This window comes from Mucilaginibacter koreensis, assembly GCF_054783355.1.
This window is the reverse complement of record NZ_BAAGQS010000001.1, coordinates 3,041,348-3,057,272: the sequence shown is the minus strand read 5'-3', so window position 1 is coordinate 3,057,272 and position 15,925 is coordinate 3,041,348. Positions and strand designations below refer to the sequence as shown.

General features: G+C 43.7%; 3 protein-coding genes. All 3 read left to right on the top strand.

The features are described 5' to 3' along the window. Window positions 1-2: 2 nt before the first annotated feature. From ACYVNW_RS13690 to ACYVNW_RS13680, 3 genes are read left to right on the top strand one after another with little or no spacing between them, the layout of a single operon-like run. A complete protein-coding gene (locus ACYVNW_RS13690) occupies window positions 3-6,737 on the top strand; it encodes a hypothetical protein (protein ID WP_460680437.1) in 6,735 nt (2,244 codons plus the stop codon). A 50-nt stretch (window positions 6,738-6,787) separates the two neighbouring features. Then, complete coding sequence (locus tag ACYVNW_RS13685; protein ID WP_460680436.1) at window positions 6,788-7,543, top strand: hypothetical protein; 756 nt, start codon at window positions 6,788-6,790, stop codon at window positions 7,541-7,543. Between the two features lie 15 nt (window positions 7,544-7,558). Beyond that, window positions 7,559-15,925, top strand: coding sequence for a scabin-related ADP-ribosyltransferase (locus ACYVNW_RS13680; RefSeq protein WP_460680435.1), 8,367 nt, complete (start codon window positions 7,559-7,561; stop codon window positions 15,923-15,925).

Below are 15,925 nucleotides of genomic sequence, written 5' to 3'. Positions count from 1 at the left end.
GCATGATTACAGTATTTAAGTATAGCAGAAAAATAGCTATACTGTTACTATTCACTTTTGGTGTTAATTTAATAACTCCGCTTGCATCATATGCGCTTACTTCCGGACCAGACCAGCCTGAGGTTAAAGGATTTCAACCTGCTGGCGTTTCTGATATGGTGGATTTACAAACAGGCAGTTTTAAATATAATATTCCATTATTAGATATTGACGGATATCCAATCAATTTAAATTATCAATCAGGGGGCGGTATTGATGACGAGGCCAGCTGGGTTGGTTTAGGCTGGAGTTTAAACCCCGGTGCCATCAACAGGCAGGTTAGAGGCATTGCTGATGACATGTCAGGCGATGATGATGCCATAAGTACTTACGATCATGTAAAGGACAAAATTACCGTAGGAGGGAGAATTGTAGCCAAATTAGAAGTAAAGGGTACAGAGAAAATCCCTAAAGATATACGCCCTTCTGGTTCATTAAGCTTTGGTGTATTTAGTGACAACTACACAGGCATCGGTGCTGAACTGGGTGTTAATGCCGGCATTTCTTATTCTTTTGCCAATAGTTCAAACCTAACAGGTAGTTTAGGCTTTGGCATTAATTCAAACACACAAACTGGGGTGGATGCTTCTCCTTATCTTTCTCTCTCGATAAGTAAAGGGGTAGCTGACAAAACAACAGGGCAGGCCGGTATAACGGGTTCTTTTGGTTACAATAGCCGCTCGGGACTTAAATCTCGCACACTGGGTGCCAGTTACGGCACTTATGCAGCAAAAGAAGGTAAGAAAGCAGGAGAAAAAACAGAAGGTAGCTGGAGTGAAACCTTTTCCTCATCAAGTATAAGCTATAATACGGAGCCCGTTTATCCAACAGTGCAGGTGCCTTATAAGTCAAGTTATGAAAGCTTTAGCTTTAATGCGGGTGCTGCGTTTACCATTTTCTATGGTGGTTTAGGTGGTACCGGCTATCGTAACACACGTGTAATCGCTTCAAAAATGAATAAAAAGCCTGCTTACGGTTTTTTATACGCCGAACGGGGCAAAAACAAACCTGATGCGATGATGGATTTTGTTCGTGAAAAAGATAATCCGATAATTCCAAGCATTCCTAATATTGCGCTACCAGTGCATTTGCCCGATCTATGGAGTTATACTAACCAAACCGGTTCGGGGCAGTTCAGGCTATATCGTGGCGGTTCAGGTGTATTTTTTGATAATCAAACAAAAGATGAAAGTGATGTAAAAACCCTTGGACTTGATGTGGGTTTAGGAAATCTTTTTCACGGTGGAGTGGAGTACTATGATTTAGATGGTACTACCAAAACCGGAAAATGGAAAAACGATAATGATTATTTAAACAAAGGAGATTTTCAGGATTTAGATAAAGAAAACCCCAATAATCAGCATGTTTATTTTAAAATGATAGGTGAACGCGGAGTTGCCGATAATAACCTCTATGACAAGCTTTCACAGAAGAGCCCAGTGCTGCTTAATATTACACCCGATCGGGCTAATGCATCGTACCGCAGCAAAGGGAACATTAATGGGGCCCCCTTAGCTGTAGGCAATTTAAAACAAAGCCAACGCATTTCTGGTAAAACTGCGATATCTTACTTAACTGCAGGCGAAGCAGCCAGAGGAGCAGGTTTAGATAAATATATTAACAATTATAAAGACTACCCAGTTCAATCTTTTCAAGTACCTGCCAATAATAAACCCCAGCTTAAAGAAGAACCAGTATCAAGGGATGTTGGTGATGCCAAAACAAGGCACATTTCTGAGCTTACGGTAACTGATGAAGCCGGAAAAAGAATGGTGTATGGGATTCCGGTTTACAATCATAAACATGAAGAATACAGTTTTGCCTTGGGCCCGTTGGCAAGTTACCCCGACAATGGTATAATTAATACCATTCCGGCCGAAGCACTTTCGTCGCAGCCCAAAGGTAATGGCAATAGTATTGATGAATATTACCATAAGGAAAGTAGAGCGCCTTATGCTACCAGCTATTTACTTACGGCCATACTCTCGCCCGATTATGTGGACAAAACCGGTGATGGTATTACAGATGATGACTTGGGTACTGCTATTAAATTTAATTATAGCAAAGTCGATGGCTCTTTCGGCTGGCGTTCACCATATAGTGGTGCCACTATTCAAAAGGGCTTGGCTGCAGATCCTGATGATGATAAAGGAAGTGTAGTATATGGTACAAAGGATTTATGGTATCTGAGCTCAATTGAAACTAAAACAAAAATTGTTTACTTTATAACTGAAGACCGCAATGATGCCTTAGGTGTTCAGGACTGGTTGGGAACCCCTGATTTAAATGTACGGCAAAAGCGTTTACGCGAAATCAGGCTTTACTCAAAAGCTGACGTAACACGCCCAATAAAGGTGGTAAAGCTGGAATACGCTGCTGATAATGACGCTCTTTGTAAAGGTGTGCCGAATGTTGCGGTGCAAGGCAGTGGTAAGTTAACATTAAAGCGGCTTTGGTTTCAGTACGGTAATTCGGATAAAGGCAAAAGAAATTTTTACGAATTTAATTATATCACCAGTTCATCTAAATACAATGATGTACAGTATGGCCAGATGGTAACTGACCGCTGGGGGAACTATAAACTTAAAACGGAAAACCAAAACGGGCTGGATAATGAGGTTTTTCCGTATACAAGCCAATCTGCAGATCAGATACCATCATCAGCCCTGTGGCAATTGAACAATATTAAGCTGCCTACCGGGGGCGAGATTAATGTAAATTATGAATCAGGTGATTACGCTTATGTTCAAAATAAGCGTGCTTCGGTAATGACGCCTATTTTGGGTTTGATACCCAGAAATGCATCAGACCCTATAAACAGGCTGAATAAAAGCATCGGTGTACAAGTAGCCGTGGCAGAAACTCCTTCAAACGGTACAGATCCGGCAGTGGCTACTTCATGGTTTAAGAATAAATATCTTAACGGAACCGATTATCTGTATACTAAAATGAGGGTTAAGGTAACTTCAGAAGGCGATGCCAGATACTGGTACGATTATGTACCATGTTATGCTAAAGTAAAGCAGGTTACCGTTGCCAATAATGTGGCCAGTGTTGTTTTTCAGGACATGTATGATATTGATGGCGGCATTAATCCTGTAGCTATTTCGGCATGGCAGCGTTTTAAAACAGAATATCCTCGTTATGCTTACCCAGGTTTCAGGAATAGGGTAAAAGATAACGGTAGTAAAATATCCGGGGCTGTTAGCGCTATTATCAATGCAGCTAAAAATTTGCAGGAACTTACCGGGAATTTTTATAAAAGAGCCAATAGTAAGAGCGTGGCTACGGAGGTAGATATAGCAGGCAGCTTTGTAAAGATGGCAGTTTCCGGTAGCAAGAAATTGGGTGGAGCAGTGCGGGTAAAGCAAATATCGATTGATGACAAATGGAACAACATGGTCAATTTAAATACTGCAAGTAACCCCGGTTTGCCGGCCAAATATGGCCAGGTATATAATTATACAACTATTGAAAATAACAAAACCATTAGTAGCGGCGTAGCCAGCTATGAGCCGGCTATTGGAGGCGATGAAAATTCAATGCATGACCCTGTGCCTTACACTGAAAAGATTAAGGGAGGCATTACAAATTATTTTAATTTGGAACAGCCTTTTGGCGAATCTTTCTTTCCGGCACCATCAGTAACGTACAGTAAAGTAACGGTAACCAATTTAGGAGCTAACCAGCAACCTACACTCAATTCCGGCTACGATGTAAATGAGTTTTACACCACCAAGGATTTTCCGGTAAAGGTTACTGTATCTGAAATAGATCCTGATTATTACAAACCGGAAAACTTTATTTCACTTATGAGTACTTCAGTAATAGAAAAGCTGAGCTTATCACAAGGATATACTATTGAGTTGAACGATATGGACGGGAAGGCCAAAGCGGTGAGTTCATACGATAAAGGAGGAGCTAAACTGTCATCTACAGAATATTATTATAAATCAGTTGATAACGGCGGCAGCATGAGCCTGGATAATACAGCCGATGTAGTAGATATCAATGGTGTAAAATCTACCGCAACTATAGGGCGCGATGTAGAGTACTTTACTGATTTTAGGGAACAGGAATCCAACAACAATGGTAAAGCCATCAATTTAGGGACAGACATATTTTTATTAACCTTCTTTGGTATAGGTATTCCTCACTTTCCTATTCATGTGAACAGTGAGTACAAAATGTTCCGCTCAGCCAGTTCAGTAAAAATTATACAGAGTTATGGTATTATCAGTAGAGTGGTAAAAATGCAGAATGGGTCATCTGTCGCTACTGAAAATATTGCCTTTGATAAACTAACTGGTGAGCCATTAGTAACTAAAACACAAAACGAATTTAAACAAAGCATTTACTCGGTAACTATGCCGGCATACTGGAAGTATGCCGCTATGGGCGATGCAGGGAGAAATGGGGGCATCGTTTTGAAAGACCTTACCACCAACGCCAATGGCGAAATTACCAATGTCAGTACTTATCTCGATTTTTTAACCGCAGGTGATGAACTCATTAGCGCCGAAGGAACGAATGCCGAACATTACTGGGTAATTAACAACGCTACACCCGGGGGTACTGCCCTAACCAAAAAACTGATTAAGCGGGATGGCACCTTGGCGACCACTACAGCCCTATCATTAGCCAAAGTAGTGCGCTCCGGCTACCGTAATATGCTTTCGGCCGGTACAAGCACGATGGTATGCATGAATAATCCTCTTGCTAGGATTGGCAGCCCCAACCAGTTGTTCTCTGCGGATGATATAAGTGATTTGAAGGTAATTAATGCTTCGGCAACTACTTATGATGATCAGTGGGGGGCGAAAGTAAACATGGTTGTAAATAATGATGCTACCCTAGTTGAAAATACTTCGTACAATTTTGCAATAGCAAAGGCAAGCGTACCCTCGCCTCCAGTTTATCCGGCGGAAATATATGATCCAGCTAATCCTAACAATAATGGATATACAGTAGTGAACTCTTCATTATGGGGAGGGCAACAAAATATTACAGGTAGAACTAAAGATGTAGCAATATGGCCTGCAGCATTTACTCCACAAAATACGAACACAATTTGGGGTGGAGGGATTTATATGTTAGTTAACTTTCCGGTTTCAAAAACATATTACTTCGCAACTTCAACCACTTCACAAAGTGATTATGGAGGACTATTATATATAGATTGTAATCAATATAGTTTAGGAGTAAGCGGAGCTAATGTTTGGTTTATGGAGGGGCACTATGTAACTGCTGGCCAACACTTAATAGGGTTAAATATCCCAAATGTTGCAACTTCCAATAATGGTTTCGGTGTTCCATATGCAGCTTTAGAGATTTATAATAATACTCGTGATGAATTACTGAATATGGACAATGCAGGCGCTGGCTTGAATGTATTATTTTCAACAAGGAGCTTACAAAACCGGAATGATCTGAACAGTTTTTTATTAGTTGGTGGCGGCGGAAATAGTAATTATAACGTTAGCGGCGGAAATAGTAACTATTATTATGTTGTTGGCGGCTTAGTTGATCATTATATGTGGTCTAACGGTCAATCTTATAAAGATCGTTATTGTAATGTCAATAATACTTACACACTTTCTCAAATCGTAAATCCATACATCACCGGCTTCTATGGAAACTGGCGCGCTTATCAAACCAAGGTATTCCAGCAAAGCCGTAAAACAAATAATGCTACTCAGAAAGGGCTTGATATTCGTAACAGTGGGTTTATTAATCAATTTTACAGCTATTGGTATTTCGACAGTAGCCTAACCAACGGGCTGTCCGCCGGCTGGAGCGTGAAAGGCACCAACGTAGAGCGTTGGACCACCGCCAATACCGTTACCCTATATGACAAATATGGCCAACAGCTGGAAAATGTAGATGCGCTGGGGCGTTACAGTGCCGCTTTGTTTGATTTTAACGGCGAACTGCCTGCCGCCGTGGCCAGCAATGCCATGAACCGCGAAATTTATGCCAACAGCCTGGAGGATAATTATTATACAACTAACAATACAGATAATTTACCCGAGTTTACTCAAATTTCTACCAGTAAAACCATCAAACAGCTGGCGGTAAATACGGTATCGCATAGTGGCAATTATAGTGTTGGGCTTCCTACAGAAGGCGTAGTGTTAAATACCATAGTGCACACCCAGAAGCATAAAACTGGAGATTATCTAATATTGGATAATAAATCACAGTACACAACCCAAAATATCAAAGGGCTGTACCCGCATGGTTTTGAGCCCATAGCTGCTGGTACAGATTCCTATTTGTTTAATGCTTGGGTGAAAGATGGCAATCCTAATGATCGTACGGTGAACGTGCAGTTGCTTAAAAATGGTACAGCGGTTACACTTAAATGTAAAGCTGTAGTAGAAGGTTGGAAACTGGTAGAGGGTTCTTTCAACATGAATGACCTGTCTGCCGGAAGTAGCCTGGCTTTAACTTTGAAACCGATAGGCAGTGGTGTCTATATTGATGACATTCGCATTCACCCTTTTGCTTCTCATTTAAAAAGCTATGCTTATGATGATAAAACAATGCGTTTGATGGCGGAACTGGATGAAAACGCATTTGCTACTTTTTACGAGTATGATGATGAAGGCTTACTGGTAAGGGTTAAGAAAGAAACCGAAAAAGGTATAGCTACCATCAAAGAATCCCGATCATCTTATTTCAGGAAAGCGCAATAAAAATAGTGATGACAAAAATTTTGAAAAGCATAAAACTTCCCGGCATAATTATGCTGAGTGTTGTGACTTTAACTGTTGCCTTGGCTGGGGCACGGGCTTATTATGTAAAGCCTCATAAAACTGTTAATCATGCCGATACCTTGGTTGCTGAACCCAATATCATATATGATGCAAAATTGCTGACCCGCTTTAACGAGGTGATGCAAAAGTGCAATCAGCAGCAGGATACCATCACTATGCGGGGCACAATGACCATAGTTGACAAGGCTGATACCGCACTTAAAATGAACAATGTGCCATTTATCATGTGCCATAAAGCAAATAATCTGTATTACAAACTGGGCCAAACAGAAACTTATAACGGCGAGGGCGTATACCTGTTTATTGATCACAAGGCTAAAAGTATTCTAATTTCTGCCCAGCAGCCTGTGGTAGATAACAGTGTGTTCAAATTAACAAAAGGCTTAGCCGATGCTTTAAATTTTGAAAGTTATCAACTTACCAGTCAGGTAAAAGATTCGGTAGAGACACTAACGCTTTCCAACGAACATCACGTTAGCTGCAAGCAATATTCTGTTTCTTATACTACCGGCGAGCTAAGTTTTAAGCGTTTTTTCATTCGGTTAAGTAATCCGGAAGAACCACTGCGAAAAGACAATGAAAAAATCATTGATGTTCGGATCAATCATTGGTTAAAGCAAGCTCAGATTAATAATTATTTTTCAGCCCAAAATGTAATTGAAAATACTGGCGGTAAGTGGAAGCTGAAGCCAAAATTTGCGCAATATCAATTACTTCAAATGTAATTACAGCCCTTTAGTATGCCTAACCTTATCCAAAAATTTACCTTACTTACGCTGTTTTTAATACTCGGTTTTGTTCATCTCTGTCATGCAGGTATAGAGCCATATTATAATTACAAATATGGTCCTTTTGCAAAAGACAGTGCATTAACAGTTAAAGATGAAAAGTTTCAGAATTCTAATTATAACTGGTTAGCTATAACTAACAGTACTGTTAAAAACAGTGTGACTCTAAGGGTAGTTGATAGTGTATTAATTAACTATCAGTTTACGTACACACTAAACGTAAAAATAGATACATATTCAGATCCTAATCCTGCTGTGGCACCAACCAGTGTTACCGTGCCACTTACTGTAAATTATATACCTGGGCAAGGCAGTACCTATAAATCAGTTGATAGTTATGCTTTTACTGGCGCTTACAAAGTAGTAGTTACGGTAATGAGTGTAAATACCAATGGAGGAGCAGCTCCGGCTCCTCAAATGGTGCAACTGAGCAGCAGTATTGTGATAGACCGGCACTATCAATTTCAGCCGCAGGCAGTTATTGCACCTGTGTATGCAGTAAATAACCATATGCTTGCAATAAACTGGGGTGCAGTAGCTGGGGCAGAGGAATATGATATTGAATGGACTACTTTAAATAATGGTAATGATAATTTCACCGCAACACAAAATATATATAACGGAACATTAAGTGTTGATGATGCTACTTATAACTCTGTAGCCAACCAGTTGTTTCGTAACAATGCCAGCCGGATAACCACATCTGGTAATCAGTATCTATTATCAACTATATCAACAGATGACTACCTGCTGGCCAGAATACGGCAGGTTCAATATACGGCTGACGGCTTAAGGCTAACAGGTAATTGGAATTACAAGCAACTTAACGGAAAATATGCAATTGTTAAGATAGAAGATCCCTCACCTGATTTTAATTTAAACTGGCAGTACTCGGCAGCTTATGCTGAAGATGGCAAAAAGAAGGAGGTGATCAGCTACTTTGATGGTACTTTAAGAGGGCGCCAAACAGTTACTATCAATAATACAGATAATATTGCCTTAGTACAAGAAAATGTTTATGATGAAATAGGCAGGGCAGCAGCCAGTATTTTGCCTGCGCCAGTTAAAGAAGCTAATCCCTATTTAAGATATATTTCAAATTTCAACCTTAATACTTCGGGTAAAGCGTACAATGCTCAAAATCTTAATAATATTGGTGCCAACTGCGAAATTTTACCTGGGCAGCTAAGTAGCTCAACATCAGGGGCGGCATGGTATTATTCGGCCAATAATACTTTTAAAAGCAGTAACTATCTTTATAATTACTTGCCCGATGCAAGTGGGTATCCCTTATCGGTTACACAATACACACCAGATAACACTGGCCGTATTAAATTACAAGGGGGCGTAGGGCCGAACTATCAGCCAGGTAGCGGCTCAGCTGCCGATCCTAGTAAAACTACCAAATATTATTACGGCAAACCCGAGCAATGGGAAATTGACCGTTTGTTTGGTAATGATGTAGGTTATGCAGAACATTATCTTAAAAATGTAGTTGTTGACCCTAATAATCAAATTAGTATCAGCTATCTGAATGCCAGTGGTAAAACCATTGCCACTTCATTGGCCGGAAAAAATCCGGCTAATCAGGATGCACTGCCTTCATACACAGCAGCAGAGTCTAACAAAACATTGAATTTAAAGGTAATCAGTCCTGATAAGTTTACTTATAACAGTACTGAGTTAAAGTTAAGCGCTGTTACCACTTATCTGGCTTCTGTTACAGGTAACGATGTGCTTACTTTTAATATGAAGAAGCTCACCAGCACTTATCCTAACCCGGCCTTACAAATTTGCAGCAATTGTTACTATGAAATGAAGTTGCAGGTTACTAATGATTGCGGAGAATTAGTTGCCGGCTCAGCAGCGGTAGTCAAAATGGGTTCTGATGGTACTGTGTGTGGGTACAGCGGTGATGAAACTCCTCAGCAGTTTACTATACCTATTAACAAAATAGGTGAATACAATATCAGTATTGAATTGGCGCTCAACAGCGATGTGATACAAAAATTGAGTGATAATTTTGTACAGCAAGCTACTGCAAAAGGCTATTTAGAGCAGGAATTCAATTACATTAAAACCCGTTATTTAAATGATATTGATGTTTCCGGCTGTTATGCAGATTGCCATACCTGTACCATGCAGTTGTCAGGCGGGCAGGCTGATTTTATAACATCTATCCGTAAAAAGTTTTTAGCGCTGGATGTGAATGCAGGTAGCGTAAACAGTGGTGATTTTGATACTTGGGCAGGAACTCTCTACAATTCTTTAAAAGCTAAATGTGATCAAATGCAGGCGGGATGTAAATCTTCACCCTGTGCAGACCTGAAAAACGACATGATGTTGGATGTTTCTCCGGGGGGGCAATACGCCTTATTTGATACTAACGGTAGCGCCTTGGAAATCAGTATTAATGCATTGGCCAAACTTCGGCCTGATGGAACAGAGAACTGGCGTTATCGCTTTCCACCAAAAGCAAGTACGGATCCAGACTATCAAAACAACTTGGTGACGCTGGAAGATGGCAGTCAAAGCTCGCCATACGATGCCAATTTTAAACTGGCATTGCTTATTCAATACTGGAAGCCTGAGTGGGCTGAGCGCTTTTTGCCTGATCATCCGGAATATTGTAAACTAACGTTTTGCGAAGCCAATTCAGATTATTTTTCTTGGGATGAAGATGTAAAAAATGACATCAATTCAGCAGCCGATGTAATTAAAATAAGGAGTGCTACACCTTTAAATTATGCATCAACCAATAACAGTGATTGGCTGCTGAATGCTGATAAGTTTTTTACCCAAAGCGGTGCGCCCGGTTACCAGTATCAAAGTCAGATGCGGGCTGATTTGCTTTCATACTCATCCAGCTTTTTGCATTTTCCGGTAAGTGCAGACTATCCGGTAAAAAGCCTGATGCAATTCAATGATTATGTGCTGTATTGCAGTGCACCGGGTAACATTAACATAAATGGTAACCCCTCCTGGAATTGTTCGCCAGACAATACCTGCCGGGTACCCGACCGCGAATGGCAGGCCTACCGTGATGCCTATTTTGACTTAAAGCAAAAATATGTAGTGCTGGCTCGCAACGCAGTATGTGGCAACAGTTGCCCCATCGGGCCACCACTGGTTTATAATGTTCCGGGTATAGCACCGCCAAGCGGAACTACTACAAATTATTATGTAACAATCGTAGATGAGGCTGACCCAACTCCTCTTTCAACGGAACCTGGTTGCCCCAGAACCATATATCAACCTCGAAGAACAAGGCTAATAGTGAAAGATAGCAATGGTAATATAATAACAGGTGCTAATGTTACAGTTAAACTTAGTTATACTCGATATGGAGGTCAAAGTGCATCTAACCCCGGAACAATAACAAACTCTTCTATAGATGTAACTCCTAGTTCTCCACTCCAGTACATTGGATTTACAAATTTTGATTGTGAACATGCTTATTATAAAATGACTTTAGATTGCATCAAAGGCATAACTGGTGCATTCTTTCAGCAAGTATCTACTGATAACGGCGCTTCAATTTCTTTTTGCAGCGGTTATGTAAGCACGCCGCCTCCGGCTTATGTGGCTCCGTCAAATAACTGCCCGCCTGAGTATGCCAATAAAACTCCCCGGGTGATTGATCAACCTTCTACTTCGGTTACATCAATTAGTCAAGACCAAAGTGCCCAGCTTAATGAGGCAGCCAAGGCCTTGATAGTGCAAAACGTAGGTGAGACATGCGCGGCCAATGCCGATGCCTGGATGCAGCGCCTGCAGGCCGGCCTGGATAGCCGTGGCATTGATAACTATACTCGTAATCTATTACGCCAGCGTTTGGTTGGAGTTTGTATATCAGGCGGGGATATTGACCACCCGATGGGCGCCAGTACCAGCTCACCTTCGGTTTCGCCGCAGCCGGCTTACACTAGCTTTGGCAGCGCCATTAAAGGCGTGTTGCAGTTACCGGCTTATACCATGGATCTTAACCCCTGGCTGATAGATGGTCCCTCACCTTATACCACCAAAAACCAGTGGGCGCCGGTAAGTATTGCCAACAGTAATCCCTCAATCTGTAACCTGCTTGCCACCCTTACTTCAAGAGCTTCGGCAGCACAGGGCAATACTTCAACCCCTGATATATATGCCTACCTGGTAAACACCTACCAGGAGGCCATGACCATGAGCCGCGAAGATTTGGCCGTATTGCAGCGCTCATGTACCCGCTGCCAGTTTTTAACAGAACGTAACGTTACCCTGCCTGTATTTTTAGACCCGTCTAATCAAGGCGTAATTACCAAAACCGATTATGCGCAGGCATTGGCTGCCCTCTCGGCCGATTTTGGCAACCAGTTAAACACAGCTCATGCCAATTACAGCGAGATACTGAGCAATTACATGAACCAGCGCTTTGGCTTCGCCCTGTCATATGACCAATATCAGGCCTTTGCCGCCAAAACAGACCCCAACGCCATTCTGGCCAACATTCCGCCGTATACGTCTGTCGCGATTGATCCCTACAGCTGCGTAAAAGAACTGCTGGAAACGGCGGTGAACAACGGCAAAGCAAGTTATGCTGAATATATTGCCAATGAGCGGGCCAAATTTAAGGCCGATTATATTAACACCTGCAAGCAGGCGCAGGCCTCAGCAACGTTGCAAACCACGCAGCGCATTTATCATCATACTTTGTATTATTACGATCAGGCCGATAACCTGGTGCGCACCGTGCCGCCCGAAGGTGTGCAGTTACTCTCGGATGCCGAAACCCAATGGGTTCAAGACGCCCGTGGCTTTGATGCCTCGGTTTGCGAGGCCGGTTATGCCGGTGCCCAGCCGGTAGTGGATAATACTGCCGCCTTTAACGCCCTCAGCACTGCACTGGCTGCCGGGGGTAACCATGCCATTGAGTTTTGGCTGTACACCCAAAGCAAAAACGCCAACCAGCTGCTGGTAACCACGCCCGACCGTAAATACATGCTGCAAATGTGCATCAGCGGTGGCCTGCTCAATGTGGATGTGTACTCATTACAGCCTGGTGCGCCGGCCAATACCGGGCAGTTCATCCTGTCTAACCATGTTACGGGCAACATCAGCAGCCTGGTGCCGCTGCGGCCCTGGGTGCATGTGGTGATACAGGGTGCAGGCTTGGCTACCGGTAGCCCTATTGCCCTGTATCTTAACGGTACCTATATTACCCCCATTAGTAACGGAATGCGGGCCGGGTGTGACTGGCAGGTAAACGGCGCTTCGGGGCCGGTAAAGGCGCCCGATAACCTGGCAACCATTAAGCACATGCGTATATACAACCGCCTGATGGATGCCGCCGGCGAAATTGTAATTAATGCCAACAACAACTGCTTTTACCCGGCCCAGCCCGATATGGCGTGGTTCCGGTTTAATGTGCCCAACCCCGGCGGCCCTACCACTATTGCCGCTGGCAGCACCAAAGAAACCCGCATATCGCCCATTTATCCCGACCACGGGCTGATGACCACTTACAGCTACAACAGCACCAACCAGGTAGTAAGCCAAACCACGCCCGATGGCGGCACCAACCGCTACTGGTACGATTTGCTAAGCCGCCTGGTGGCCTCACAAAATGATAAGCAGCAGCCCGACAATAACTATAGCTACACTAAATACGATGTACTTGGCCGCATTACCGAGGTGGGCCAGAAACAGCAGAACACCATAAACCTGGGCAGCCCCGACTACCTGCCCCATGGTGCAATAAGCGGCTTTTTAATTGTTGGTACCAATAGCCAGATTACCCAAACCTGGTATGACCAGGCCACAACCGGCAACGGTATGGTACCCGTGCCCGGGCAGGATAACCTGCGCAAGCGCGTAGCCGCCAGCACCTACCGCGAAACCGCTGCCGGCCCGGTATTGAACGCCACCTATTACAATTACGATTTAGACGGCAACGTAAAAACCCTGTGGCAGCAAATAGGCGGCCTGTACAAAACCGGTGATGCCGAGCCCAAGCGCATAGATTATGAGTATGATTTGGTTTCGGGTAAGGTAAACTTTGTGCGCTACCAGCAAAACGCTACCGACCAGTTTTATTACGCCTATAAGTACGATGCCGAAAACCGTCTCACCGAAGCCTGGAGCGGCACGCAGGCCCTCATTAGCCCCTACACCGGCAGCAGTTTGCTGGCCGATAACCGCCGGCTGGATGCCAGCTACCGCTACTACCTGCACGGCCCGCTGGCCCGCGTAGAGCTGGGCGACGTGCGGGGCAAGGTGCAGGGCATAGACTATGCCTATACCCTGCAGGGCTGGCTCAAAGGCGTCAACAGCACCGCCGTAATCACTGCCAAAGATATGGGCGGTGACGGCGCCGCCCTGCACCCCACCATAGCCAGGGATGCCTACGGCTACAACCTGTATTACAACAGCAATGATTACAGCCCGGTGGCCGCCGGCACCCCGCCCTTTGAAACCCAGCTGCCCGGCCAGGCGGCCTTTAGTCCGCTGTACAACGGTAACATAGCCGGTGCCTCGGTAAACGTACCCAAACTGGGGGCGCAATGGAACAACTACCTGTATAGGTATGACCAATTGAACCGCCTTACCGCCCTTACCGTGCTGCGCCAAAGCCAGGCGGGCGGCAGCCTTACGCTCAGTGCCGAGCACAACGAAGGCTTTACGTATGATGGCAACGGCAACATCCTGACGGCCTACCGCAACGGCACGGCTACAGGCAGCCCCCTGGCGATGGACAACCTGAGCTACAGCTACAACCGCGACCAGTTCGGCCGGCTGCAAAACAACAAGCTCAATTACCTGACGGACCAGGTACCGGCGGGTAACTACAACACCGACCTGGACAGCCAGTTGCCTGACAATTATAAGTACGATAACATAGGCAATTTGACCCAGGACGTACAGGCCGGTTTAACTAGTGTAGACTGGACGGTGTACGGTAAGATAAGAAGCATCACCAACAGCGCAGGTACGCTGAACTACAGCTATGATGCCGGCGGTAACAGAGTGAGTAAGGCGACCAGCAGCCTGAGCACCTACTATGTTAGAGATGCACAGGGCAACCCGCTGGCCGTGTATGAAACGGCAGGCGGCACCACTACCTGGCGCGAGCAGCAACTATACGGTTCCTCAAGATTAGGTTTATGGCAACCCAATGTAAACTTGGCTAACGGCAACAACAACGTGAGCTGGAACACGCTGGGCAACAAGCGCTACGAGCTGACCAACCACTTGGGCAACGTGCTGGCTACGATAACCGACCGCAGGCTGCAGCACACCTCGAACAACAGCACCGTTGATTACTATGATGCGGAGGTAACCAGTGCCCAGGACTATTATGCCTTTGGGGCCCTGCAACCCGGCCGGCAAATAAGCTCTGATGCGTACCGCTACGGCTTTAACGGCAAGGAGAACGATAACGATGCGGGCAAAGGTTTAGGCAATGAGCAGGACTACGGCATGCGCATTTATGACCCTAGGGTAGGTAGGTTCTTGAGTGTGGATCCATTAATGCCAAAATACCCTGAATTGACGCCATATCAGTTTGCAAGTAATAGGCCGATTGATGGGGTGGATTTAGAGGGCCTTGAGTGGGCTCCACCGATGAAATTTGATAAAAAAACAGGAAAGTCAGTGGTTGATGCAGATGCTGCAACGGCTATTCATACAAGCAAAGCAAATTTAATTGGACCAGTTTTATTGATAGACATATATGTAACTAAAGGATGGTTATCAAGAATGCTGATCGCGTCTGAGTTGGCTAGTGCCTTTAATCATAATAGAGCTACAACAGCTGAAGGGCGTATCAAACAAGACAAGGAATCATGGCAGCATATTGGAAATGCAGCTTTAGGAGAAGCAACAGGATATTTATTTGGACGGTTTTTTACGGCAGGAAAAGATTTATTTAAGATTACTGAAATTAAAGCCGCTAACACACTATTTAGAGGTGATACAAGATCACCAGTTGAAATTTTTAAATCAGGATTTGAAGCCAAAGGAACTGGTACAGATGTAATTGATTATGTGGAAGTTAATACACCATCGGTATTCATTGGTACTTCTAAATCATCAGTTCAAGCCGCTAAAAAGGCTAAAGATGGATATTTATATATAGTAGACGACACAGGCAAAGGTATTAATGTTAATAACTATTACAAGGCTTTAGAGGGAAGGGAGAATCCATATTTTCAAGAGCAGGAAATAATTTTTGACACGAAAATACCAAACAGTCAAATAAAAGGTGCTTATCAGATTAAGGATGGTAAAATAAACACAAAAAATTTTATAGTAAATCCTGCTTATAAACAAGCTAATCCAAATTAA